This is a genomic window from Brachybacterium sp. J144, from assembly GCF_036321705.1.
Classification (GTDB): Bacteria; Actinomycetota; Actinomycetes; order Actinomycetales; family Dermabacteraceae; genus Brachybacterium.
Map to the genome: position 1 here is coordinate 27663 of NZ_JAZDCG010000035.1, position 23321 is coordinate 50983.

Genomic DNA, 23321 nt, shown 5'->3' on the forward strand with positions numbered 1-23321 from the left:
CCTCCGTGCCGGAATGCGGTGGAGTTCCGGTTTAACGTCTAGCGTTATTGACGCCGGTCGTTATATCCTGGTCTCGTGATCAGATCGTTCGGGAGCAAGGACACCGAACGATTGTGGCGTCGTGAGCGAGTGCGCTCGATCGATCATCGGATCCATCGGGTCGCACTGCGCAAGCTTCGTCAGGTGGGATCGGCGGAGTCCATCGAGGATCTTCGGGTCCCGCCGGGCAACCGGCTCGAAGCGCTGAAGGGCGACCGCGCCGGGCAGCACAGCATCAGGATCAACGACGAGTGGCGGATCTGGTTCGTGCGGACCGACGCAGGACCGGAGGAGGTGGAGATCGTTGACTACCACTGAGAAGATTGCCCCGATCCACCCTGGGGAGGTCCTCATGGAGGACTTCATCGAGGGCTTCGGGATCACGCAGAACAAGCTCGCCGTGTCGATCGGCGTCCCGCCTCGGCGGATCAACGAGATCGTGCATGGCAAGCGGGGGATCACGGCGGACACCGCGCTCCGGCTCGGCAAGCTCTTCGGCACCACCGCACAGTTCTGGCTGAACCTGCAGACGCTCTACGACCTCGACCTCGCAGAGGATCGCGCGGCTGAGCAGATCGACGCCATCGTGCCGCTGCAATCCGCATGACCTTCAGCGGGATGGACGCCGCTGAGGTAGTCCGAGTCGTTGGCTGGCTCGAGGAGCGATCAGTCGTCTATCAGGTCAACGGCGGATGGGCCGTTGACGCTCTGCACGGTTCCCAGACCAGATCGCATGGTGATCTGGATGTGTTCGTCGACTCGACGACGGTCGACGCCCTCATGGAATGGTTGCTCGGTCGCGGATACAGCATCGTGGAGGACTGGCGTCCGATCCGAGTTGAGCTGCGCGCCGGCGACAGGGCGGTCGACATCCATCCGATGGACGTGGACTGTGTCGGCGACGGGGTCCAGCAGGGCTTCGGTGAAGACTCGTTCGTCCACCGAGCGCGCGAGCGCGCGGTCGGAGTGATCGGAGATCGCTCGGTAGTTGTCGCGTGCGCCGCGCGACTCATGGCGCTGAGGCTCGGTTACGACCTCCGGCCGGAGGACCGCCACGATCTCGACGTGCTTGGGAGGTTGGTCGCCGACCACTCTTGAGGTCCGTGGCGGGCAGTTGACGCAGATGGTTGTCTGAATCGCCCCGGGTTTGTTAGAGGCTCGCAAGTGCCGCGTCGGCGGGTGCCGGTGCGGGGTGGTTGTGATGGTAAGTGTCCTCGAGCTCGACGGGCGGGATCATGCCGATCTCGCCGTGAAGTCGCCGGTGATTGAACCAGTCGATGTATTCCGCGGTCGCGATCTCGAGGTCGTCGATGTTCTTCCAGGGCCCGCGGTTGCGGACCAGTTCAGCCTTGAACAGCGAGTTGAAGGCCTCGGCCAGGGCATTGTCATACGAGTCGCCGGTGGAGCCGACCGAGGCGGCCGCGCCGGCCTCAGCAAGACGCTCGGTGTAGCGGATGGCGACGTACTGAACGCCCTTATCGCTGTGGTGCGTGAGCCCGGAGACGGCCTGGCCTGCGTGATCGCGGGTCCAGATGCCCATCTCGAGCGCGTCCAACGCGAGGTCCGTCCGCAGCGACTTCGACAGCTGCCAGCCGACCACGCGGCGGGAGAACACATCGATGACGAACGCGGCATACACCCAGCCGGCGAAGGTGCGGCAGTAGGTGATGTCCGCGACCCACAACTGGTTCGGAGCGGTCGCGGTGAAGTCACGTTCGACCAGGTCAGGACGATTATCCGGGCCACGACCGGAGATCGTAGTGCGCGGGCCCTTGGCCCGGCCGACGCCTCGCAACCCCGCGCCGCGCATGAGCCGCTCGACCGTGCAACGCGCGATGACGACGCCCTCGCGGCGCAGCTGGGCGTGGACCTTCTTCGCCCCGTAGACGCCGAAGTTCACCGCATGGACGCGGTGGATCTCGACCAGCAGTTCCTCGTCGCGTAGTGCTCGCTTCGAGGGTGGGCGGGTCTTGAACGCGTAGTACGTGCTCGGCGCGATCTGCGTGCCCGCTGCGGTCAGCGTTCGACAGATCGGCTCGACGCCGAACTCATGCCTGTACTGGTCGATGTACTCCACGATCAACGCTGTGGGCGGTCGAGCTCCGTCGCGAAAAAAGCCGAGGCTGACCTCAGGATCGAGTTCGCCCTGCGCAGCTCACGCACTTCCTTCTCCAGCTCGACCAGGCGCTGGGACTCGCTGGTCGTGGTCCCGGGACGGTGCCCCTCGTCAACCTCGGCCTGCACGACCCAGTTCCTCAGAGTCTCAGGATTGATCCCGAGCTGCTCGCCCACACGGCGAAACGTTCCCGACCTCGTCGATGGATCGCGCCGTGACTGAACTGCCATCCTCGTGGCTCTCTCCCGAAGCTCGTCGGGGTACTTCCTCGGTGCTGCCATGCTCCTCATCCTCCCGTGGATTCAGAGCCTCCACCAGACCCGGGGCGATTCAATCGCATTATCGAGGCCATCGCCGACGGTCCCGAACGACGGCAGCAGTCCCGCTGAACGGATCTTCTGAGTGAAGACCCAGGAGGTGAACTGGACTCCATGATCCGCATGAACGATCCCTCCGGGCCCAGGCTGACGTGCACGGATTGCCATGTCCAGAGCGTTCACGACCAGGGTGGAGTCCTGTTTGGAGTCGATAGCCCAGCCGATGATCTTGCGGCTGCAAGCATCCAGCACGGCGGCGCAGTAGATCTTGCCCTCCCGGGTGGGATGCTCGGTGATGTCCGTGACCCACAGCTCGTTCAGCACGAGACGGTGGAACTTGCGGTTGACCAGGTCTTCCGCTGTGGCGACCCCCTTAAGTCGCTTGATTCTGGCTGGGCCTGGAAGGCCACCGATTCCGGCGCGAGTCATGAGGACGGAGATGAGCCGGCTGGAGCACGAAATGTTCATTCCGATGGTGAGCTCGGCGTGGATGCGGCGGTAGCCGTAGGTGCCGCGGGAGGCGACGTGGATCTCCCGGATCAGGCCGGTCAGCCAGCGGCGGCGCAGCTCAGTGGCACTGGTCGGGCGCTTCCGATACCGGTAGTAGCCCTGACGGGAAACGCCCAATAGGCGGCAGCAGGTGCTTGCGGGGGCTCCGGCGTCGACGAGTCGGTCGATCACCGGGTGCGCCCTTTTGGGGTGACTCCTCCCTCCTCGTCGAGCCACGTCGCGGCCCGGCGAAGGATCGCGATCTCCTGCTCGAGCTGCCGGACACGGCCGCGCGCCGCGCGGAGCTCGGCAGATTCCTGACTGCTTCGTCCCGGCCGGCGGCCGTGGTCGATATCGTCCTGTCGCAGCCAGTTGTGGAGGGTGACCGCGTGGATGCCCAGGTCCAGTGCCGTCTGCTTGACCTGGCGTCCCTCGCGGACCAGAGCGATGGCACGGGCACGGAACTCGGGAGGGTACGGGCGGGGCATGCGAAGAGCCTTCCATGAAGACCATCGACTAGCGACGTCAACTGGAAACCGAGCCATAGGTCAGGTCAATGTGTCACCGATCCGTGCGGCAGTCCCTCCCTCTTCCGAAGAGACGTCGGTGGGACTTGCCCTGTAGGCTCTGGCGCCGTTTCGCGTCGGTCGGCGTACGCTTCACCGGGTGAGTTCCGCAGAGGAGAGTGCAGATCCCCGGGTTCCACCGAGCGGCCGCCTCGTCGTGCTCGCCGGTCTCCCGGGTGTCGGCAAGACGAGCGTCGCCGGGATCCTCGCGGCGCGGACGGCCTCGGTCCACCTCTCCCTCGACGCGGTCGAGGACTCGATCCTCGCCTGCGGTCTGCCGCGGGGGTGGGAGGTCGGCGTCGCGGCCTACGAGGCGGTGCGGGCGATGGCCGAGCTGAATCTTCGGCTCGGCCACCACATCGTCGTCGACGCGGTGAACGACAGCGACGAGGCTCGGCAGACCTGGCGTGCCGCCGCTGCACGGACCGGTGCCGAGATCTCGTTCGTGCACCTCGTGCTCTCGGACGCGACCGAGCACCGACGGAGGCTCCGGGGCAGGGACCGGGGCCTCGAGCACGTGGGCGAGCCGACGTGGGAGGACGTGCAGCGCCGACGCTCCGACTACGCCGCGTGGACCGACGCCGTCGTGGAGGTCGACACCGGCGACCGGACGGCCGACGAGGTCGCAAGTCTTCTCGTCGCGCGGCTCGGCTGGCGGTGACGCGGAGTCGACCGCGACCTCCCTCGTTGCGGTGACGCGGGGGGCGACTCGCGTCGCCGACCAGCACGGATCGCGCTCGCCGCCTGTACGAGCGGCACGGCTTCGCCCTCGTGAGCGAGGACGCGATCGACGTCTACCTCATGAGGCCGGCCGCGGAGCTGCGCGCCGTCGGCGGCGCCGCGCTCGGGCGACGGGGCTGATCGGGGAGCGCGGAGCGCTCAGGCTCTGGCGCGCTGGTGCTTCAGCGCCGCCCGACGGATCGAGGCGACCTTCGGGGAGTCCCTCTGGTCCTCGGGCAGCGCGTCGAGGATCGTGACGTCCGCCCGCGCGGCGAGCGTGGCGCTGATGGAGCCCCTGCTTCCCCGGGCCACGACGGGATCTCGGAGCGTCGAGCGCATCGCCGGGAGCACGACGACCGTCGGGCCCGCTCAGAACAGCGGCCACGGCACCGCGGGCATGTCGCCGCCCGGGGCCGGAAAGCACCCGTCGGCCCGCAGCCGGGCGCAGCGCGCGGCGAGCGCTTCGAGCTCCTCAGCGCTGAGCAGCTCCGCGAGGTCTCGGCCGAGCTCGCCGTCCAGAGCGTCGGCGATGCGGCCGATGCCGCCCAGCTCCTCGGCGGTCAACGCCTCGCCCATCCATCCCCACAGGACGGTGCGCAGCTTGTCCTCGTGATGGAAGGTGAGCCCGTGGTCGACGCCGAAGCGGTGCCCGCCCGCCATGGCGAGGACGTGGTCGCCCTTGCGGTCGGCGTTGTTGACGAGCGCGTCGAACACCGCCATGCGGCGCAGCGAGGGCGTGTCCTCGTGGACGAGGGCGATCGCCCGCCCGGCCTGGTCCTCGCCCTCGAGCACGGCCCGCCAGCCCGTCGCGGGCACCTGGTCCGACGGCACCAGGTCCACGGCGTCCTGGTCGGGATCCGGCTCCTGCCACAGCTGCACCATCCCCTCGCCGAACGGGCCGTCGCGCAGCCAGGTGCGCGGCACGATGTCCCAGCCGAGGGTCTCGGAGACCAGGTGGGCGGCGACCTCTCGACGGGCCAGGGTGGCGCCCGGGAAGTCCCAGAGCGGGGCCTCGCCCGCCACGGGCTTGTAGACGACGACCGCGTCGCCGATGGCGGCCAGGAACGTCGCGTTCGACGCCGTCGTGAGGCGACCGGTGAGCACCAGATCGTCGGCCACCAGGTCCGGCGCGGTCATCAGGACTCGGGGATGATGCAGGTGTGGCCGTCGGGGTCGATGGGATGGCCGCAGAGCGTGCACAGGGGACGCCCGGCGTCGACAACCTCGCGGGTGCGCTGGGTGAACGCCCGCGCGGTCCCGACCGGCATCTTCACCCGCAGCATCTCCGAATTCACCGACGCGGCCGCGTCGAACTCCTCGGCCTCGTCGAGATCAGCGGGGAGCGGATGCGCCTCGAGGATGATCTGGGCGGTGGTGGGGTCCCAGCCGATGCCGAGGGTGCCGGCGCGGAACTGCTCCTCGACGGTGTCGAGCGGATCGTTGTCGACGAGCTCGACGGGAGTGCTGGTGGGCACGCTGTAGCGATTGCCCTCGACCTCGCGGAGCCGGTCGAGGATCTCGTCGATTTTCTCCGCGAGCAGGGCGGACTGCTCCTTCTCGAGGGTGATGCTCACGATCCGCCGCCCGGTGCGCGCCTGGAGGTAGAACGTCCGGGACCCGGGGAGTCCGACCGTCCCGATGACGACCCGGTCCGGCCAGTCGAACTCGTGAACATGTGCGGGCACGTCGGTCATGTCCTGATCCTAGGCGTCCGGGCTGTCGGGTGCGGAGTCGCCTGCGCCGCCGCCCACCGGGGCATCGCCGGAGGGGACGCTCCTGGCGAGCCAGGACAGGTCGCCTGCGTCGGTGTTGGTCGCGAGGACCCGCGGCCTGCCCGCGCCGTAGGACACGATCGACACCGAGGCGGGCCCGACCTCGATCCGCTGGAACATGTCCAGGTGCATGCCGAGCGCATCGGCCAGGACCGACTTGATGACGTCGCCGTGGCTCACCGCCGCCCACACCGCGCCCGGACCGTGCTCGGCCTCGACCGCGTTGTCGTGGCGCCGGATCGCTGCGACCGCCCGGGCCTGCATCCCCGCCATGGATTCGCCGCCGGGGAAGGTGACGGCGGAGGGCTGCGACTGCACCGTCGACCACAGCGCCTCGGCGGCGAGGTCCTGGAGCCTGCGGCCCTGCCACTGCCCGTAATCGCACTCCGTGAGCTCGTCCTCGATCGACTCGGTCGGTGCGACCGCCTGTCGTTCGAGGATGGCCCGTGCGGTCTCGCGGCAGCGGTCCAGTGGGCTCGACACCACGGCGGCCACGGGCACCGCCGCGATCCTGTCCGCTGTGCGCGCTGCCTGGTCCCGGCCCACATCGTCGAGGTGGACGCCCGCGGTCCGACCCGCCAGCAGTCCCGTGGCATTAGCCGTGGTGCGGCCGTGCCGCACGAGGAGAACCGTCGCCATCAGTCCAGCCTAGCGACGCGGACGAGCTCGGGCGGACGATGGTGAAGGGGTGGCCACTGGCGCGGACGAGCCGCTCCGAGCGGCGCTTCCAGTCATGGGTGCTGCCGACGCGGTTGGTGACGCCGATCGCTGCCCGCCGGATCGACGTGACCTTCGGCGAGTTCCTCCGGTCCCCACCCAGCAGAATCGCCGGCACGCTCTCGTACGCTGAAGCCGTCCACCCCGGTGATCGGGGGAGTACTCGAGGAGACGGAGCACGATGGCTGACCGTGCCGGGATCGGGCCGACTGACGGCGACACCCTCGGTGGGGAGTCCGTGGCGCTGCGACGGCTCCGCCCGTCGGACTACGCGGCGGTGCTCGCGGCCTTCGCTTCAGCAGCCGACATGGCCCGCCAAGGCGACGTGACCACTGTGGAGGGGGCCGAGCGGTACGTCGCGCGCCTGCTGGATCCGGACTCGTCGCACGAGGCCTGGGCGATCGTCGAGGCCGACGAGCTGATCGGGCTCATCGGCGTCACGGTCGACGAGGAGAACCGCAGCGGCTGGTTCTGGTACTGGATGACGCGCCGCGCGCGAGGACGCGGCCTCACCCGCCGTGCGGCCGCGACCGTCGCGGAATGGGCGCTCACCGAGCGCGGCCTCGAGCGGCTCGAGCTCGGGCATCGCGCCAACAACCCGGCCTCCGGCGCCGTCGCGAGGGGGGCCGGGTTCGTCCGGGAGGGGACCGAGCGCGGCAAGTTCCTCATCGACGGGCAGCGCATCGACGTCGAGACCTACGGCCGGCTGCGGGCGGATCCGGCACCCGAGTTCGACACCCTGCCCCTGCTCATCGGTCTGTGAGCGCACCAGGCGGAGAGGGGCGACCGTGCGATGTCGGCGGCGAGCACGTCCGGCCACCGTCGCACCTCGTCGGGTGTCGAGGCGACCTGCAGCGCGGCGTTCGGCATGAGCGAGACCAGCGCCTCGGCGGTCGAGATCGGGTGACCCGGGTCGTCGATCCAGGCGAGCACCGTGGTCGGCTGCGTGAGGCGCGCGATCTGCTCCGGCGTCGGGAGGTCGCTGAGCGCCGCACCGCGATAGACGGCGGGCAGGAGGTCCGCCGCGACGTGAGGCACCGTGTCGGGGCGGCCTGCTGCCGCCGGCGGGCCCGGGGCCGCGGCGTCGGCCGCGAGCATGCGCTCGATGCCGTGCGCCTCGAGGAGCGTCGCAGCCCTGCGGTACTCCTCGGCCCGCGCCGCTCTCGTCGCCCAGGCTGTCGGTGGGAGCAGCAGGGTGAACCCGCTGAAGCGGTCGGGCTCCAGTACTGCAGCGTGCAGCAGCGTGCCCGCGCCCATCGAGGGGCCCACGCCGTGCACCTGTTCGCCGGGGAACCACACCTCGAGCAGGTGCAGCAGGTCATCGGCGAGGGTGGGCCACAGATAGTCCTCCGGGACCGGACGGCCGGTGGAGTGCCCGTGCCCGCGCGCGTCGTAGCGCAGCAGCCGCGTGTCGGAGAGCCCGCGCCCGAGATCGAGATCCAGCAGTCGATCGCGGGAGCGGCTCGAGGTGAGCCCGTGAAGCTGGACCACGGGCGGGCCGGACTCGTCGCTGAACGCCCAGGCGATCTGCGCTCCGGGGACCTCGATCCTGTGCATGTGATCGCCGCCTCTGCATCTGCGCTGGTCACGCCTATAGTAGCGCCATGCGGCTCACGCACGTCTCCCACCTGCGGCTGCCGTTCGGGCCACTGCTCGGGATCGAGCTCGAGGCGTCAGCGCCCGGACGGTCGTTGCCGATCTCCTTCGACCAGGCACGGCACGTTCAGCTCGGGGACCGGCCCGGGTCCTGGATGGCTCTCGCCTTCCGGCTGCCCGGCCCTCTCGATCGTGACGAGCTCGCCGCCGCGTGGACGGTGGTGGTCCGGGCCCACGGCACCTTGCGCACCGTCTTCGTCGATCGGGGCGATGCGCCCGCGTCGCTGCACGAGGTCACGTACGGCCCCGGGACCTGGGTCGAGCACGAGGTCGCGCCCGGGCAGTCGATGAGCTCCGCGCTGCAGGACGTCCTGGACGCGCACTGCCGACCGCTCTCGCGACCCTCGCACCGGCTGTGCATGGTCGAGACGTCCGACGGGCCCACGCTCGTGGTCGCCGCCGACCACTCCCACGTGGACATGTGGTCGATGCTGGTCATCGTCCGGGACCTCCTGGCCGCCCTCGACAGGATCCAGCGCGGCGAGTGCCCCGCACCGGCGCCCGTGCCCTCCTTCGTCGAGCACACGGAGGCTCTCCGGGACCGTCCCGCGGCGCCGGAGGAGGTGCATCGACGCTGGCGCGAGGTCATCGACGCGGGCGGCGGTGCGATGCCCCGCTTCCCGCTGCCGCTGGGAGATCCGGCGGTCCATCCCGAGAGGGTGGTCGTCCGGGACGTGCTCGACGGCGACGCGCTGGCGGCCTACTCCGAGCGGGCGCGGCAGGAGGGGGTCTCGACCCTCGCTCTGACGGTCTCCGCGATGACGAGCACCACCCAGGAGCTCGCGGGCACGGCGCTGAGAGCCGTGTTCCCGGTGCACAGCCGCTACGAGCAGCGCTGGCACGACAGCGTCGGCTGGTTCATCACGAACTCGGTGCTGGAATCCGGCGACCCCGACCCGTCGGCCTGCGCCGCCGCGGTCAAGGAGTCGCTGCGGCTCGGCTCCCATCCGCTCTCCGAGCTCATGACGCCGTGGGGCGGCATGCCCGAGTCGGCGGGGATGCTGGCCGTGTCGTGGCTGGACATGCGTCGCCTGCCGGTGACGATCGACACCCGGAGCCTGGACGCCCACTACATCAGCGCCGGCATCCGCACTGACGGAGTGATGCTGTGGTTCGTCACCGACACCTCCGGCATCCACCTGCGTTGCCGGTACCCGGACACCCCGGAGGCGCGGCAGAGCGTGGGTGCCTGGCTGGACGACCTCGTCGCCCGCATTCGTGGAGCGGGCGTCCGGGGAGGCTGATCCTCCTCGTGTCCTCCTCGCGTTCGACTCCCCTCCGGAGCGCCTGGCCGAGCCGGCCGATGCGTCGGACTCCGTCTCTTCGCGGCGGTGCACTGCGAGGCTGGGGAGATGAGCGCGCACCCCGCCTTCCCGAACCACGTCGACTCGGGGGAGGCGGTCGAGCTCGCGGTCGAGGTGCGCGACGAGGACAGCGCGATCGTCGCCACACCCTCGGCGAACGCGGCGGCGGTCGCGACCTATCGTGCGGCAGGATTCGAGGCGCTGGAGGAGGCGAGCGACCTCCGCCGGCCCTGAGGAGGAGCGGCATGCGCGCGATCGTCGAGCGGATGGAGCGCCACCAGATCCCGCTCTACCTCGCGGGACTGGCGCTCGGCGCCGTCGTCGGCCTCGCCGCCCCCGCGGCCGCGCCCGGGGCGGAGCGCGCCGTCACCGGGGTGCTGGCGCTCCTGCTCTACGCCACCTTCCTCGGACTGCCGCTCGAGCGGATCGGCGGGGCGCTGCGCGACCGCCGCTTCCTCGGGACCCTGCTGCTGACGAACTTCGTGCTCGTGCCCCTGGTCGTCTGGCCGCTCTCGCGCCTGGTCGCCGACGACCGGGCGCTGCTGATCGGCGTGCTGCTGGTGCTGCTGACCCCGTGCATCGACTACGTCATCGTCTTCACCGGGCTCGCGGGCGGCGATGCGGAACGGCTCGTCGCCGCCTCGCCGCTGCTGATGCTCGGCCAGATGCTGCTCCTTCCTGCCGTCCTGTGGCTGCTCGCGGGAGGGGAGGTCGCCCGCGCGATCGATCTCGCGCCCTTCCTCGAGGCCTTCGGGCTTCTGATCGTGCTGCCTCTCCTCGCGGCGGCGCTCACCCGGCGGGCCTCCGCGCGGAGCCGGCTCGCCCGTCGGGTGGGCCGCGGCATGCAGGATGCGATGGTGCCCCTCATGGTGGCGACCCTCGCCGTGGTCGTCGCCTCCCAGATCGCCGGCGTCGGCGACCGCCTCGGCGACCTGCTGCGCACGGTGCCGGTGTACGTCCTGTTCGCGGCGGTGATGGGGGCTTTCGGCCTCCTCGCGGGCCGGCTCGCCCGCCTCGACGTCCCCGGCCGGCGCGCGCTCGTGCTCAGCGGAGTCACCCGGAACTCGCTCGTGGTCCTCCCGCTCGCCCTCGCCCTGCCCGCCGCATACGACCTCGCCCCGCTCGCCGTGGTCACGCAGACGCTCGTCGAGCTGGTGATCCTGGTGGTGCTGGTCCGCCTGCTGCCCCGGTTCGTGCCGGATGCTCGAGAGGGCGCATCGATCGGCGCCCGGTCCTCGAACGAGGAGCCCTCCGGCCCCGGTGCCGCGGCGGAGGGGTGACCGGGGAGGTGCTCCGTCGGAGACTCCGTCCGTCGAGAACGCCGACGAGACCTCGACCTCTGCCGAGGGCGGCTCGCCGCCCTGCACGCGAGCGATGCGGAGATCCTCAACTGCGCACTGCCGGCCCGCGGAGCGCCCGTCCTGCGCGCCCGGGCGTGCCGGATCAGAGGCCGCTGGGCAGCGGGTGCTCGGCCTTTATGACGAAATAGGAGCCGCGGATCTCTCCCGCGAGCTTGGACTTCTGCCGCGCGAACTTGAAGGTGGCGAGCTCGGGCGGGACGTCCATGCCCTCGGAGAGCTTGAAGCCGACGGCCCGCTTGCCGCCGTCATCCCGCGTCCACAGCACGTTCAGCGCGAGCCCGGACTCGTAGAAGACATGCACCCAGAAGATGCCGTCGACCTCGGTGATGCTCACCTCGAGCGCGGGTGAGCTGGGCTGGATCTCGCGCTCGGAGCGCAGGATCTCCTCGACCCAGACGAGGGTCTCGGGCGCCTCCGCCGCGGGCGTCGTCGTGAACGTGTGCGAGTACTTGGTCGAGAAGTACCGCGCCTCGTTCGCGCGCAGACCGGCGAGGGTGTCGGCGACGGGGGAGGACTCGAGGCCCGCGGTGGAGACCTCGGTGAAGGAGATGGGCTGTGCAGGCACGGGTCGAGAGTAGACCCGCGGGGCCGCTCCTACATCTCCGGCCGACGGCGCAGCTGCTTGGTCGCCCCGCGCTGCGTCTTCGCCTCGAGCCGGCGCCGCTGCGAGCCGCGCGTGCGCGTCGTCGGCCGACGCGGCACCGGCGGGGCGAGCGCCTCGCGCAGACGTGCGGCGAGGCGCTCCCGGGCGGCGGCCCGGTTGCGGTGCTGCGAGCGGCGCTCGGACGCCTCGATCCGCAGGACCTCGCCGAGGGCGCCGACGGCCCGCTCCCGCTGGGTCGGCGTGAGCGCCGCGCTCGCCGAGAGATCCCAGCTGAGCTGCACCCGCGAGTCCGCGGTGTTGACGCCCTGACCGCCGGGGCCGGACGCGTGGGTGAAGCGCTCGACGAGCTCCGCCTCGGGGATCACGATCCCCTGGGGCGCGCCCGGTCCGGGCGGGACGCGCAGATCCGCCATCGCGTCACCCTCCTTCCCGGCGAGGTCGACAGTGTCGACCAGTGAGCCATGTCGGGACCCATTCTGGCTCGTGAGCCGACAGTGTCGACCTCCGTGCGCCAGCGCTCGCGTCAGGGGCCAGGGAGCGTGCGCCGCTCAGGCGCTTGCGGCAACCTCGGGCTCTTCGAGTACCTGCACCCCGAGGCGCTTGAGACGCCCCCGACCCTCCCGCACGAGATCGGCATGCACCGCGTCGCCCTCCGCGTCGACGACCTCGACGCGGCGCCCGCGATCGCGGCGCGGCACGGCTGCCATCCGCTGCGGGGCGTGGCCACCTACGGCGACGTCTACCGCCTGACCTATCTGCGCGGGCCCAGCGGGATCCTGGTCATGCTCGCCGAGGAGCTGGGCGGGGCCGGAGCCGGACAGTCCTGACCGTGGCGCCCCGGACCCCGCGCGGCTCAGACCCGTGCGGGCGACCAGCCGAGCGCGGGTCCGAGCCGGGTGGCGATGTCGGTGAGGATCCCCGCGTAGTCCTCGGGCGCGAAGCTGAAGGGGAGCGCGAAGGCGACCTCGTCGACCTCGCGGAAGCCCGCATGGGCCCACAGCTGCTCGGCGATCTCCGCGCTCGTGCCCACCAGATCCGGGGCGAACAGCATCCCGCGCGGTCCCTGCGGGGCACGCGTGCGGGGGAGGCGCTCGGCGACGTAGGCGCGATAGCGCTGCTCCTGCGCCGCGCTCGCCGAGTCGGTCGGGATCACGACGAGGCCCTGGGAGGCGCGGGTCCCGCCCGCGGCGCGGAAGGCGCGGATCTGCGCGGCCTGGACCGCGGCGAAGTCCGGCTCCTCACTTGGGCCGGGGAAGATCACGCTCGAGGAGAGCAGGTGCAGCCCGTGCTCCCCGGCCCACACCGCGGACTCGAGGGAGCCGGCGCCGTACCAGAGCCGCTCGCGCAGCCCGGGGGAGTGGGGCTCGACCCGCGCCGAGTACTCCTCGACCACGCCCTGCTTCCCCTCGAGGTCGCGCACCCGCTCGCCGGCGAGGAGCCGTGCGAGGCGCTCCACGCGCGCCTTCGAGAAGTCCTCGACCTCGGCGGTGTCCGGGTAGAGGGCGTCGCGGACGGTCTCGTACTGCATCGGGGTGCCCACGCTGACGCCGGGGTTGATCCGTCCGCCCGCGAGGACGTCGACGGTCGCGAGGTCCTCGGCCAGGCGCAGCGGGTTCTCCCAGCCCAGCGGGGTCACCGCGGTGCCGAGCTCGATGCGGGAGGTGCGCTGGCTCGCCGCGGCCATCACCGCGATCGGGGAGGAGATTCCGAACTGCAGGTGGCGGTGACGCAGCCACGCGCTGTCCAGACCCAGCTCCTCGCCGAGCTCGATCAGCGACAGCGTCGCCTCATGCCCCGGGCCGGGATCGGCGGGATCGAACAGGCCGATGGTGAGGAACCCGAGACGGCGCAGCGGGCGGGAGCGATCAGGCATTCGAATCATCCTCCTCCCGCAGCCGCGGCTCGACGCGCAGCTCGGGGTGGTAGCCGGATTTGTCGGCGAAGAAGGCGCGGATGCGGTCCATGTCCGCGCGGACGTCGCCGGTGACCTCGAAGGTCGGGCCCAGGCCGCTGGTCATCGTGGTGCGGTCCATGTACCCCAGCGTCAGCGGGAGCCCCGTCGCCCGGGCGATGCGGTAGAAGCCGGACTTCCAGTGGGTGTGGGCGCCGCGCGTGCCGTCCGGGGTGATCACCAGCCCGAACACCTTCCCGCTGTGCACCAGGGCGATGACCTCGTCGACCACGCGGGCGGGGTCGCGGCGGTCTACCGGGATCCCGCCGAGGGCGCGCATGACCGGACCCTTCCAACCGGTGAACAGGGTGTGCTTGCCGAGCCAGCGCAGCCGGAGCCGCAGCCGCCAGCCGATCGCCAGCATGTACACGAAGTCCCAGTTGGAGGTGTGCGGGGCGCCGACGAAGATCGTGGGCCGGTCCGGGACACGCTCGACGACGAGCGTCCACGGCGTGAGCGCCCAGAACAGGCGCGCGATGAGCTGGCGGATCATGGACCGAGAGTAGGGCACGGAACGGGCTACGGCCGGGTCTCGGGGCGATTCGCGGAGAGGGTCAGTTCAGCGCGGGGGTGTCCTCCGGGACCACCCCGGTCCCGTAGAGGTCCGTCGCCAGATCGCGCAGGGCCCGCAGCGCGACGCGCTGGGTCATCGGCCCGTAGGAGATCCGGGCGACGCCCAGCTCCTCGTACTCCGCGGCGGACAGCGCCCCCGGCAGGCCGATCACCGACACCTTCCGCTCGCCGATCCCCGCGACCAGCTGCTGCGTCACCTCGCGGTCGAGGACCCCGGGCACGAAGACGAGGCTCGCGCCCGCCTCGAGGAAGGCCCGCCCGCGCTCGATCGCATCGGCCACCGACTCCTGGATCGGCCGGTCCCCGCCGCGCACGAGCGCATCCGTGCGGGCGTTGAGCTGGAAGTCCACGCCCTCCGCCGAGCCGGCGGCGACGATCGCCTCGACGGCGCGGACCGCCTGCGGCAGCGGCACCAGACGATCCTCGACGTTCGCGCCGACGACGCCCGCGCCGATCGCGCGGCGCACCGTCTCGCCCGGATCGCCGAAGCCGGCGTCGAGATCCGCGGTGACCGGCAGATCGGTCGCGGCGACGATCTCGGCGACTGCGGTGAGGGCCACGTCGCGGGGGATCTCGCCGTCGGCGAAGCCGTGGCTCGCCGCGATCGAGTGCCCGGCGGTCGCGAGCGCGCGGGTGCCGGGTAGGTCGGCGACGGTGCGGGCGGTGATCGCGTCCCAGACGTTGACGACGCGGAGGATCTCGGGGGCTTCGTGGAGCGCCTTCAGCGCCAGGGCCTTCTCGGGGGTGGTCATCTCAGAGCTGCTCATGGCCCGACGCTACCCGCGTCCGCGCCACTCCGGAAGGCCCGCGCGGGCGGCGCGGGGCGGACGGTGGGAGGATGGGCCCATGGACCTCACCGCGGACCTCATCCTCTCCCTCGCCGCCCCGCCGGGCACGGCCTGGGTCCGGTGAGCGCGACCCTCGTCGCCTCCGGTCTCACCGGCGGGCACGGACACCGCACCCTGTTCGAGGGGGTCGACCTCACCGTCGCCCCCGGGAACGTGATCGGCGTGGTCGGCGCCAACGGCGCCGGGAAGTCGACCCTGCTGCGTCTCCTGGCCGGACTCGACACCCCGCGGGCGGGATCAATCGCGCTGTCCCCGCCGAGCGCCGTCGTCGGCCATCTCCCGCAGGAGCACGAGCGCCGGCCGGGCGAGACCATCGCCGGGCATCTCGCGCGGCGCACCGGCTGCGCCGCGGCGACCGCGCGGATGGACGCCGCCGCCGAACGGCTCGCCGACGAGAGCGCCGCGAGCGCCGACGCCTACGCGGCCGCCCTCGAGCACTGGCTCGCCGTCGGCGCCGCGGACCTCGAGGACCGGATCCCCGCGACGCTCGCGGAGCTCGGGCTCGCCCTCGCCCCCAGCACCCCCATGACCGCGCTGTCCGGCGGGCAGGCGGCCCGCGTCGGACTCGCCGTGCTGCTGCTGAGCCGCTTCGACCTGGTGCTGCTCGACGAGCCCACCAACGACCTCGACCTCGACGGCCTCGCGCGCCTCGAGTCCTTCGTACGCGGCCTGCGCGGCGGCGCGGTGCTGGTCAGCCACGACCGCGAGTTCCTCTCCCGCTGCGTCACCGAGGTGCTCGAGCTCGACCTCGCGCAGTCCTCCCACCGGCTCTACGGCGGCGGCTACGACGCCTATCTCGAGGAACGCGAGACCGTGCGCCGCCACGCCCGCGAGGCCTACGAGGAGTTCGCCGCGACCAAGGCGGATCTCGTCTCCCGCGCCCGCACCCAGCGGGAATGGTCCAGCCAGGGCGTGCGCAACGCGATGCGCAAGTCCCCCGACAACGACAAGGTGCGACGCCGGGCGCAGTCCGAGTCCAGCGAGAAGCAGGCCCAGAAGGTCCGGCAGATGGAGAGCCGCATCGCCCGCCTCGAGGAGGTCGAGGAGCCACGCAAGGAGTGGCAGCTCCAGTTCACGATCGGGCAGGCGCCCCGCTCCTCGACCGTCGTCTCGACGCTCGGCGCCGCCGTGGTGCGCCAGGGGGACTTCACCCTCGGCCCCGTGTCCCTCCAGGTGAACGCCGGCGAGCGGGTGGGGATCACCGGCCCCAACGGTGCCGGCAAGACGACCCTGCTGCGCCTCCTGCTGGGGCACCGCGACCCGGACGAGGGCTCGGCGAGCCTCGGCTCCTCGGTGCTGATCGGGGAGATCGACCAGGCCCGCACCGTGCTCGAGGCGGCCGGGCCGGACGGCGCCCCGCTCCCGCTCTCCGCCGCGGTCGAGGCCCAGCTGCCCGCGCTCAGCCCCGCCGAGGTGCGGACCCTGCTCGCGAAGTTCGCGCTGCGCGCGGACCACGTCGGCCGCGCCGCCGCGGAGCTGTCGCCGGGGGAGCGGACCCGCGCCGCCCTCGCCCTGCTGCAGGGCCGGGGGGTGAACCTGCTCGTCCTCGACGAGCCCACCAACCACCTCGACCTGCCCGCCATCGAGCAGCTCGAGGAGGCCCTCGAGTCCTACACCGGCACCCTGCTGCTGGTCACCCACGACCGGCGCATGCTGGAGGCCGTCTCGACCGATCGCCGCTGGCACGTCGAAGCGGGGTCTGTGCGGGAGCTCTGAGGATCCCGCTCAGGCGGCGACCGTCGGCCAGGGGTTCGGCGTGCAGCCGTCCAGGTCGATGCTCTGCTGCAGCATCACCGGCGCCGGCTCTCCCTCGCCGGGGCACGAGGGGTGGCCGTGGCCGAGGAAGTGGCCCACCTCGTGGTTGACCATGTACGCCCGGTACTCCCGCAGATCCGTGAACGTGGGGGTCATGTACAACCAGCGGTCCGAGTTCAGCACCACGTCGCCGTCGTTGCGGCAGGACCAGGTGCTCTCCGTGCGCGCCGGCAGGCACAGCTCGTCGGTCGTGGTCGGGGAGGCGAGGGAGATGGTGAACTCCGCGGCTGCCGGATCGGCGACCCGGGTGAAGGCGACGTCCTCGACGGGGCCCCAGCCGCGCTCGTCGGCGAGGATCCGCTCGACCTCGTCGGCCGCCTCCTGCACGTCGATGCCGATCCCGTCCTCGACGCGCAGCGCATAGGTGTGGACCGTCGTCGCCTGCCCGGCGGAGCCCGCCCCGGCGGCGGTCCAGGTGCCGGGGCCGACCGTCCCGGAGCGGTGCAGCTCCGCGCTCGGATCGATCATCTCGACATCCGCGGCGGCGGTGGTGGCGGTCTCCGTACTCGCCTCCGCCGGGGCGGAGGGGAGAGCCGTGCCCGTCGGCCCGACGAGCGCGGGATCCGGCTCCGAGGAGGTCAGCGCGACGACGAGGGGAACCGCCAGCAGCAGCACCGCGGCGGTCACGAGGAGGGTGCGCAGCAGACGTCCGCGTGGGCTCAGCACCAGTCGAGTGGCCATGGGGCGATCGTGCCATCCCGCGCCGTCCGGCGCGGGCGGCGCTCAGCAGGCGATGTCGCCCTCGACGAGCCCCTTGAAGCGACTGCGGTGGAAGACCATCGCGGCCGCCGCGGGGGAGCTGTCGACCGCGAGCACCTCGAGCAGCGCCAGGTCGTGGTCGCCGGCGCGCATCTCGTCGTGGAGCGTCACGGTCATCCAGGCGGGGGCGTCCCGCAGCACGAGCGCCCCGCCCTCGTCGACCTCCACGTCGAGACCGTCGAAGCGGCGCTCGCGGTCCGGGCCTGCGAGCTGCCGGGTCACGCCCCGCTGGTTCGCGCCGAGCACGGTAACTCCGAGCCGGCCGTGCGCGCGGAGCAGAGGCCAGGTGCGGGAGCTGTGCTGCACCGCGACGGACACCAGCGGCGGGTCCAGGGACACCCCGACCGTGAAGGTCGACGCGACGAGCCCGTGCCGGACCCCGTCGATCTCCGCGGCAACCAGGACCACTCCCTGGGGGACGTGGGAGAAAGCCTCGCGGAGCGCGGTGTCGGTCAGCATGCCCCGACTCTAGGTCGCCTGCCGGAGAGACGGACGGCCGGGTCCCGATGCTGGGACCCGGCCGTCATCTGGCGTCATAGGCGCTGGTGGAGACGCTCTGCGGGGTGTGCTGGAGGTCGCTCCGGGACACCCCGCGGGGCGCGATCCGGGCTCAGTACCCGATGGACTTCAGGTACTCGCGGGACTCGCGGATGCAGTCGACCGGATCCCGGCCGTAGGTGTCGTCCTGCTCGATGAGGAAGTACTCCGCCCCGGCCTTCTCGGCGGCGGGCAGGAGGGCGGGCCAGTTCATGTTGCCCTGGCCGACCTCGGCGAACTGACCGAGGGAGAGGAACGTCCCGTAGAACTCCTTCATGTCCATCTCCCCGGCCTCGAAGCGCTGCACGGCCTCCGCCGGCATCGGGGCCACGCGGAAGTCCTTGACGTGGATGAGCTTGCAGGCGCCGGCGTAGGCCTCGAGCATGTCGAGCGGGGCCATGCCGCCGCGCTGGACCCAGTGGAGGTCCACTTCGAACAGCAGCGAGGGGGCGACCCGGCGGACGATGTCGAAGATGCGCTCGCCGTCGAACTGGATCAGGTCCACGTGGTGGTTGTGGTAGCAGAGGGTGATTCCCTGCTCCGCCAGGCGGGCGGCGTACGGCTCGACGCTCGCGGCCCAGGCCTCCGTCGCTTCCTTCGACACCATCGCCGAGAAGGGCATCATGCCGATGCGCAGGAAGCGGGCGCCGGTGCGGCGGCAGGCGTCGACGGCGCGGTCGAACTCGGTCTCCAGGGCGAAGCCGTTGCCGCCGGGGGCGATCGAGGCGCTCATCGCGGCGGTCTCCACATTGAAGTCGGCCTTGCCGCGGACGAGGTCGTCGATGAGCTCGTCGGTCATCTCCACCTGGGAGACCTCGACGGCGTCGATGTCGAGCTCGCGCACCTGGCGCAGCACCTCGTACATCCCCTTCTCGTTGATCTGGTCCTTGAGCATCATGAGCTGCAGTCCGAGGACGGCCATGGGCGTGTTCTCCTTCGAGGGTCGTGGCTGGTGGTGGGGTGCGGGTGCGGCACGTCCCGGCGCCGAAGGGGTCGACGCCGGGTGGGGCTGTTTAGCCCCTTTCCAGAAACCCAATACCCCACCCCCCCCCCCCCCCCCCGAGGTCGCGGGGCGCTCAGGAGCGCGTGGGGAACTTGCCCTCCGCCTCGATGCGCTGGTTCAGCTCGGCGAGGTACTCGTCCGCCGGGTAGTCCACCAGGTCGATCTCGCGGCCGGTCCACGCCGACAGCTGCATGCCCGAGGCCAGGCGCACGCCGTTGATGCCCTCAGCGCCGTCGGCGATCAGCGGGGTGCCGTCGTTGATGTGGGCCGCGAAGTTGGTGAGGACGGCGATGTGCTGCTGACCCCACTGCGACTCGTAGGTCTTCTCCTCGACGGTGTAGACGGAGCTCGGGTCCATCTCGCCGCGGAACAGCTTGGCGACGTCCTGCATCGTCATCTTGTCGCTGAGGGCGCGCTCGTTCTCGGAAAGGCGGTAGACGGTGACCTTGGTCGAGGCGTCGACGACGACCTTGCCCTGGTCGAAGAGCATCTCCAGGCGGTCGGTGCCGATGATGTCGTTGGTGGAGGTCATGAAGTGGCCGGTGGCGCCGTCGCCGAAGTCCACGACCGCGTTGACCTCGTCCTCGGTGGCGATGTCGCGCTGGAAGCCGAAGGCCAGCTTCGCGAAGACCTTCTTCGGGGTGCCCGCGAGCCACTGCCACAGGTCCAGCTGGTGGGGAGCCTGGTTCACGAGGACGCCGCCGCCCTCGCCGCCCCAGGTCGCGCGCCACTCCGACTGGTCGTAGTAGCCCTGCGGACGCCACCAGGTGGTGATGATCCACGAGGTGTGGCGCAGCTTGCCCAGCTCGCCGGAGTCGATGAGCGCCTTGAGGTCTGTGTAGACGGGGTTGGTGCGCTGGTTGAACATGATCGCGAAGGTGGTCTCGGGGTGCTCCGCCGCGAAGGCGTTCATTTCCTCGACCTGCTTCGTGTACACGCCCGCGGGCTTCTCGGTGAGGGCGTGGATGCCCTTGCCGATCGCGGCGATGGTCATCTCGGCGTGCAGGAAGTGGGGGACGGTGGTGACCACGGCGTCCACGTCACCCGAGTCGAGCAGGCTCACGTAGTCGTCGTAGAAGGGGACGCCCGGGTGCTTCTCCGCGGCGAGCTCCTTCTTCGCGGGATCGATGTCGGCGATCGCGCCGAGCGTCATCCCGTCGATCTTCCCGTCCTGGAGGAGGCCGGCGTACATGCCGCCCTGGGCGCCGAGGCCGATGATCCCGAGGCGGACGTTCTTCTCCGACATGCTGTCTCCGTTCTGTCGTGAAGGGGAGCGCTCCGGACCGGGGGCCGGACGGATCGGCAGGACGCGGTGGTGAACCGGGCCTGACGGAAGCCGTCGGTGCTGGGCGGGCGGTCCTCCTTCGATCTCGTCGTCGAGCCGCCGCGCCCTCGTCGGGCGCGCGCGGTGCGTCCCCCGATCGTCGCCGTCCCGGTGGGGGAAGTGGGGAAGTTGCACGTCGTTGCAGTCCCGGGAGCGGCCATCCCGCTCCGCGGCACCCGCTGTCGGCGCCCCGGCGCGCGCGTCTACCCTCGTTGCATGAGCGGAACCTCGAAGCTGACCGTTGTCGGAGCCGGAGCCGTCGGATCGAGCGTCGCCTACGCGGCCCTCATCCGGGAGAGCGCCCGGCACATCGCCCTGTACGACATCGCCCCCGAGAAGACCGAGGCCGAGGTGCTCGACCTCGCCCACGGCTCCTTCTTCGCGGGCAGCAGCCAGATCACCGGCGGCAGCGACATCGCGGTCGCCGCGGACAGCGACATCGTCGTGATCACGGCCGGCGCGAAGCAGAGGCCGGGCCAGACCCGCCTCGAGCTCGCCGCCACCAACGCGCGGATCATGGGGACCCTGATGCCGCAGCTGCTCGACGTCGCGCCCGATGCGGTGTACGTCATCGTCACCAATCCGTGCGACGTGCTGACGCTGCTGGCCGACGAGAGCAGCGGCCTGCCCGCCGGGCGCGTCTTCGCCTCCGGGACGGCGCTGGACTCCTCCCGGCTGAGGTGGGAGATCGCTCGGCGCGCCGGGGTGTCGACCTCGAGCGTGCACGCGCAGATCGTCGGCGAGCACGGCGACAGCGAGTTCCCGGTGTGGTCCACGGCGACCATCGGCACCGTCCCGATCCTCGAGTGGCGCGGCGAGGACGGCACGGGCTTCGACCGGGCGGAGCTCGAGAGGATCGCGGTGGACGTGCGCGACGCCGCCTACACGGTGATCCGTGGCAAGGGCGCCACCAACTATGCGATCGGCCTGTCGAGCGCCCGCATCGTTGAAGCCGTACTGCGCGACGAGCACGCGATCCTGCCGGTCGCGCCGGTGCTCCACGGCGAGCACGGGATCGACGGGGTCGCGCTCTCGGTGCCGTGCGTGCTGGGTCGGCACGGCGCGCGCCCGATCGCGGGGACGCCGTTCGACGCCGACGAGCGCGCGGCGCTGCAGCGCTCCGCGGAGTCGCTGCGGGCCGTCGCCGCGGACCTGCGCGGCTGAGAGCCGAGACGCCGACGGGCCGGACCGGCCCGTCGGCGCCGGGGCGGTCAGTCGACGGTGACCTCGCCCATGGGGCCCCAGTCCTCGACGTCGACCTGCTGGGAGACGATCTGCGGGGTTGCGGCGAGATACCGCGGGAACTCCTGCTGCATGGTGCGGAAGTGCTCGGAGTTCACATGGGGCTCCGCGCCCTCGTCGGTGAACGCCTCGATCAGCACGTAGGTGGTCGGGTCCTCGACGCTGCGGGACCACTCGAACCACTTGTTGCCGGGCTCGGCGCGGGTCGCCTCGGTGAAGGGCCGGGAGATCTCCGGCCAGCGGTCGGCGAACTCGGGCTTCACGGGGAACTTGACGTTGATCAGGATCATCGGGGGTCCTCTCGGGCCGGGACGGGGTCTCGTCCGGCACCCTACCGGGAAGCTCCGATCCGGTGCAGGGTCAGGTGTAGCTGCTGGTGCCGAAGCTCGAGCGAGCGAGGGGGCTGGGGAGTCCTCCCCCCCGCGCCCGACGACTGGATGTTCCCCGGGACGGACCAGCCCCTGTACGAGGGAAGTCTCTTCGACCACGCCGAGGACTCCGCGATAGCCGGCTCGGAGGAGAACGGCTCAGCCGAGATGATGCGCGAAGGGGAACAGGCTGGCCTGGAGATCTCGGATCGGCGGGGGATCGAGCACGAGGGCACGCGCAACGTCTTCAAGTCCGTCGGCGGACTCTCCGGGCTGGTCGGCCGCGCGCACCGTGACCCGGCGGACCCGGACAAGCCGTGGATCTTCGCCGTGGACGAGCCCACCCAGGACAAGATCCGCGACCACCTCCCCTGAGCCGGCCGGCGCCGGCCGGGCGCCGCTCAGAGCAGGATCGTCACGTCGCCCTGCTCGCGCAGCTCGGCGGCGAGGGTCGTGGCGGCCTCGTTCTGCTGCTGGGTGAGGGCCTGCTGGGCCAGCTGCTCGCGGACCTCCTCGAACGGCGGGACCTGCGAGGCGTCGGCCCCGGACTGCTCCTGCTGGGCGACGAGGTCGTCGTACTGGGCGCGCAGCTCCTCCTCCGCCGGCTCGGTGATGCCGCCCTCCTGGGTGACAAAGGTGGTGAGCTCGTACTGGGTCGCGGCGTCCTCGCGGACCTGTTCCTCGGAGTAGCCCTGCCCGACGAGGGTCTGGACCACCTCGTCGCCGGAGCCGAGGCCGTTCTGCTGCGCGATCTGGTCGAGGGTCGCGTCGATGTCCGCGTCGGTCGCCTCGATGCCGGCCTTGGTCGCGGCCTGCTGGAGCAGCAGGTTGTCGACGAGCTGGTCCGCGACCTGCTGCTGCAGGCCGGCCTCGTCGACGCTCTCACCGGTGGTCTGCGTCTGCGCGGCGGCCTGCTGGTACTGCGACTCGTAGACGGGGACGAAGTCGTCGCGGGTGATCTGCTCGCCGTTGACCTCGGCGACGACCTCGGGGATCGCGGAGGTGTCGGCCTGGGGGAGGGCCTGTTCCCCGTCGCCGTCGCTCGCGGCGACCGGGGCGTCACCCCCGGCGTCGCTCGCCCCGGAGGAGGCGGACTGCTCGGGGCCGCACGCGGCGAGGCCGAGAGCGGCGCCGACGGCGAGGACGGCGGTCGCCGCGCGGGCGATGGCGCGGGTGCGAAGGGTGCTCGTACGGGTCATGGGAACCTCCTGCGGTCAGGTGCTGCGGATCGACGCCGACG

At 71.4% G+C, this 23321-nt stretch carries 27 protein-coding genes, 2 pseudogenes and 1 other annotated feature; of the genes and pseudogenes, 12 read left to right on the forward strand and 17 right to left on the reverse strand.

The features are described 5' to 3' along the window. Positions 1 to 75: 75 nt before the first annotated feature. Genes V1260_RS14595 through V1260_RS14605 form a run of 3 tightly spaced genes read left to right on the forward strand, consistent with a single transcriptional unit; the run spans position 76 to position 1137 of the window. Complete coding sequence (locus V1260_RS14595) at positions 76 to 357, forward strand: type II toxin-antitoxin system RelE/ParE family toxin (protein ID WP_096798691.1); 282 nt, start codon at positions 76 to 78, stop codon at positions 355 to 357. Beyond that, positions 344 to 646: a HigA family addiction module antitoxin gene (locus V1260_RS14600; RefSeq protein ID WP_077342947.1), complete on the forward strand. Its 303-nt coding sequence runs from the start codon at positions 344 to 346 to the stop codon at positions 644 to 646. Before V1260_RS14595 ends, V1260_RS14600 begins: the two co-directional genes overlap by 14 nt. Positions 647 to 657: 11 nt before the next feature. After that, a complete protein-coding gene (locus V1260_RS14605; protein WP_226851066.1) occupies positions 658 to 1137 on the forward strand; it encodes a nucleotidyltransferase domain-containing protein in 480 nt (159 codons plus the stop codon). Between the two features lie 52 nt (positions 1138 to 1189). Here V1260_RS14605 and V1260_RS14610 read toward each other — a convergent pair. Beyond that, positions 1190 to 2436 (reverse strand): IS3 family transposase gene (locus V1260_RS14610; RefSeq protein WP_329747550.1). Its coding sequence is split into 2 segments (ribosomal slippage): positions 1190 to 2151 and positions 2151 to 2436, totalling 1248 coding nucleotides; the frame shifts between segments, so codons are not numbered across the junction. After that, positions 2030 to 2158: a sequence feature (AL1L pseudoknot), on the reverse strand. Its footprint overlaps the gene before it by 129 nt. Before the next feature lie 51 nt (positions 2437 to 2487). Beyond that, positions 2488 to 3449, reverse strand: a pseudogene (locus V1260_RS14615) (IS3 family transposase); the annotation flags it as partial. Positions 3450 to 3627: 178 nt separating this feature from the next. Between V1260_RS14615 and V1260_RS14620 the strand changes: the two are divergent. Then, positions 3628 to 4188: an AAA family ATPase gene (locus V1260_RS14620; protein WP_329747551.1), complete on the forward strand. Its 561-nt coding sequence runs from the start codon at positions 3628 to 3630 to the stop codon at positions 4186 to 4188. A gap of 428 nt (positions 4189 to 4616) precedes the next feature. On the opposite strand, the gene V1260_RS14625 is transcribed toward V1260_RS14620, so the two are convergent. From V1260_RS14625 to V1260_RS14635, 3 genes are read right to left on the reverse strand one after another with little or no spacing between them, the layout of a single operon-like run. After that, entirely contained in the window at positions 4617 to 5384 is a 768-nt protein-coding gene (locus V1260_RS14625) for an SCO1664 family protein (RefSeq protein ID WP_329747552.1), read from the reverse strand. Continuing rightward, positions 5384 to 5941: a DUF3090 domain-containing protein gene (locus V1260_RS14630; RefSeq protein ID WP_329747553.1), complete on the reverse strand. Its 558-nt coding sequence runs from the start codon at positions 5939 to 5941 to the stop codon at positions 5384 to 5386. The genes V1260_RS14625 and V1260_RS14630 overlap by 1 nt, the downstream gene beginning before the upstream one ends. A gap of 9 nt (positions 5942 to 5950) precedes the next feature. Then, positions 5951 to 6658 (reverse strand): MSMEG_4193 family putative phosphomutase, encoded by a 708-nt coding sequence (locus V1260_RS14635; protein ID WP_329747555.1) that lies wholly within the window; start codon positions 6656 to 6658, stop codon positions 5951 to 5953. A 259-nt stretch (positions 6659 to 6917) separates the two neighbouring features. Here V1260_RS14635 and V1260_RS14640 point away from each other — a divergent pair, with 259 nt between their 5' ends. After that, positions 6918 to 7499, forward strand: a complete 582-nt coding sequence (locus V1260_RS14640) for a GNAT family N-acetyltransferase (protein ID WP_329747556.1) — start codon at positions 6918 to 6920, stop codon at positions 7497 to 7499. Here V1260_RS14640 and V1260_RS14645 read toward each other — a convergent pair. Further along, the gene (locus V1260_RS14645; RefSeq protein WP_329747557.1) at positions 7433 to 8293 is read right to left on the reverse strand and encodes an alpha/beta fold hydrolase; all 861 of its coding nucleotides are present in this window, start codon (positions 8291 to 8293) and stop codon (positions 7433 to 7435) included. The two genes, V1260_RS14640 and V1260_RS14645, sit on opposite strands and share 67 nt — an antisense overlap. Before the next feature lie 47 nt (positions 8294 to 8340). Here V1260_RS14645 and V1260_RS14650 point away from each other — a divergent pair, with 47 nt between their 5' ends. The 3 genes from V1260_RS14650 to V1260_RS14660 all read left to right on the forward strand — a co-directional run bounded on the left by V1260_RS14650 (position 8341) and on the right by V1260_RS14660 (position 10976). Then, positions 8341 to 9636, forward strand: coding sequence for a condensation domain-containing protein (locus V1260_RS14650; protein ID WP_329747558.1), 1296 nt, complete (start codon positions 8341 to 8343; stop codon positions 9634 to 9636). Positions 9637 to 9744: 108 nt separating this feature from the next. Further along, on the forward strand, positions 9745 to 9930 hold the full coding sequence (locus V1260_RS14655; protein ID WP_329747559.1) for a hypothetical protein: 186 nt from the start codon (positions 9745 to 9747) through the stop codon (positions 9928 to 9930). Positions 9931 to 9941: 11 nt separating this feature from the next. After that, positions 9942 to 10976, forward strand: coding sequence for an arsenic resistance protein (locus V1260_RS14660; RefSeq protein WP_329747560.1), 1035 nt, complete (start codon positions 9942 to 9944; stop codon positions 10974 to 10976). A gap of 163 nt (positions 10977 to 11139) precedes the next feature. Here V1260_RS14660 and V1260_RS14665 read toward each other — a convergent pair whose 3' ends face one another. Both V1260_RS14665 and arfB read right to left on the reverse strand, forming a co-directional pair. Then, positions 11140 to 11622, reverse strand: a complete 483-nt coding sequence (locus tag V1260_RS14665; protein WP_329747561.1) for a phage tail protein — start codon at positions 11620 to 11622, stop codon at positions 11140 to 11142. 29 nt (positions 11623 to 11651) lie between these two features. Continuing rightward, positions 11652 to 12074, reverse strand: coding sequence for an alternative ribosome rescue aminoacyl-tRNA hydrolase ArfB (arfB, locus tag V1260_RS14670; RefSeq protein WP_329747562.1), 423 nt, complete (start codon positions 12072 to 12074; stop codon positions 11652 to 11654). A gap of 147 nt (positions 12075 to 12221) precedes the next feature. Here arfB and V1260_RS14675 point away from each other — a divergent pair. Further along, positions 12222 to 12488 (forward strand): annotated as a pseudogene (locus V1260_RS14675) (VOC family protein); the annotation flags it as partial. Between the two features lie 26 nt (positions 12489 to 12514). Here the strand turns inward: V1260_RS14675 and V1260_RS14680 are convergent. From V1260_RS14680 to V1260_RS14690, 3 genes are all read right to left on the reverse strand, one after another. Continuing rightward, a complete protein-coding gene (locus V1260_RS14680) occupies positions 12515 to 13534 on the reverse strand; it encodes an LLM class flavin-dependent oxidoreductase (protein ID WP_329747563.1) in 1020 nt (339 codons plus the stop codon). Continuing rightward, complete coding sequence (locus V1260_RS14685) at positions 13527 to 14105, reverse strand: 1-acyl-sn-glycerol-3-phosphate acyltransferase (protein WP_329747564.1); 579 nt, start codon at positions 14103 to 14105, stop codon at positions 13527 to 13529. The genes V1260_RS14680 and V1260_RS14685 overlap by 8 nt, the downstream gene beginning before the upstream one ends. Positions 14106 to 14166: 61 nt before the next feature. Then, positions 14167 to 14952: an isocitrate lyase/PEP mutase family protein gene (locus tag V1260_RS14690; RefSeq protein ID WP_442878164.1), complete on the reverse strand. Its 786-nt coding sequence runs from the start codon at positions 14950 to 14952 to the stop codon at positions 14167 to 14169. Between the two features lie 141 nt (positions 14953 to 15093). Here V1260_RS14690 and V1260_RS14695 point away from each other — a divergent pair, with 141 nt between their 5' ends. Next, positions 15094 to 16749, forward strand: coding sequence for an ABC-F family ATP-binding cassette domain-containing protein (locus tag V1260_RS14695; protein ID WP_329747565.1), 1656 nt, complete (start codon positions 15094 to 15096; stop codon positions 16747 to 16749). Positions 16750 to 16758: 9 nt separating this feature from the next. Here the strand turns inward: V1260_RS14695 and V1260_RS14700 are convergent, their stop codons facing one another. The 4 genes from V1260_RS14700 to V1260_RS14715 all read right to left on the reverse strand — a co-directional run bounded on the left by V1260_RS14700 (position 16759) and on the right by V1260_RS14715 (position 20393). Next, positions 16759 to 17529, reverse strand: coding sequence for a DUF3152 domain-containing protein (locus V1260_RS14700; RefSeq protein WP_329747566.1), 771 nt, complete (start codon positions 17527 to 17529; stop codon positions 16759 to 16761). Positions 17530 to 17571: 42 nt separating this feature from the next. After that, positions 17572 to 18066 (reverse strand): flavin reductase family protein, encoded by a 495-nt coding sequence (locus V1260_RS14705; RefSeq protein ID WP_329747567.1) that lies wholly within the window; start codon positions 18064 to 18066, stop codon positions 17572 to 17574. 151 nt (positions 18067 to 18217) lie between these two features. Then, positions 18218 to 19066 (reverse strand): sugar phosphate isomerase/epimerase family protein, encoded by an 849-nt coding sequence (locus V1260_RS14710; protein ID WP_329747568.1) that lies wholly within the window; start codon positions 19064 to 19066, stop codon positions 18218 to 18220. 154 nt (positions 19067 to 19220) lie between these two features. Next, a complete protein-coding gene (locus V1260_RS14715) occupies positions 19221 to 20393 on the reverse strand; it encodes a Gfo/Idh/MocA family protein (protein WP_329747569.1) in 1173 nt (390 codons plus the stop codon). 294 nt (positions 20394 to 20687) lie between these two features. Between V1260_RS14715 and V1260_RS14720 the strand changes: the two genes are divergently transcribed. After that, entirely contained in the window at positions 20688 to 21635 is a 948-nt protein-coding gene (locus tag V1260_RS14720) for an L-lactate dehydrogenase (protein WP_329747570.1), read from the forward strand. A gap of 47 nt (positions 21636 to 21682) precedes the next feature. Here the strand turns inward: V1260_RS14720 and V1260_RS14725 are convergent, their stop codons facing one another. Next, entirely contained in the window at positions 21683 to 22003 is a 321-nt protein-coding gene (locus V1260_RS14725; RefSeq protein WP_329747571.1) for a putative quinol monooxygenase, read from the reverse strand. 147 nt (positions 22004 to 22150) lie between these two features. Between V1260_RS14725 and V1260_RS14730 the strand changes: the two genes are divergently transcribed. Then, positions 22151 to 22456: a hypothetical protein gene (locus V1260_RS14730; protein WP_329747572.1), complete on the forward strand. Its 306-nt coding sequence runs from the start codon at positions 22151 to 22153 to the stop codon at positions 22454 to 22456. Positions 22457 to 22482: 26 nt separating this feature from the next. Here the strand turns inward: V1260_RS14730 and V1260_RS14735 are convergent, their stop codons facing one another. Beyond that, positions 22483 to 23280: a SurA N-terminal domain-containing protein gene (locus tag V1260_RS14735; protein ID WP_329747573.1), complete on the reverse strand. Its 798-nt coding sequence runs from the start codon at positions 23278 to 23280 to the stop codon at positions 22483 to 22485. Positions 23281 to 23321 lie beyond the last annotated feature (41 nt).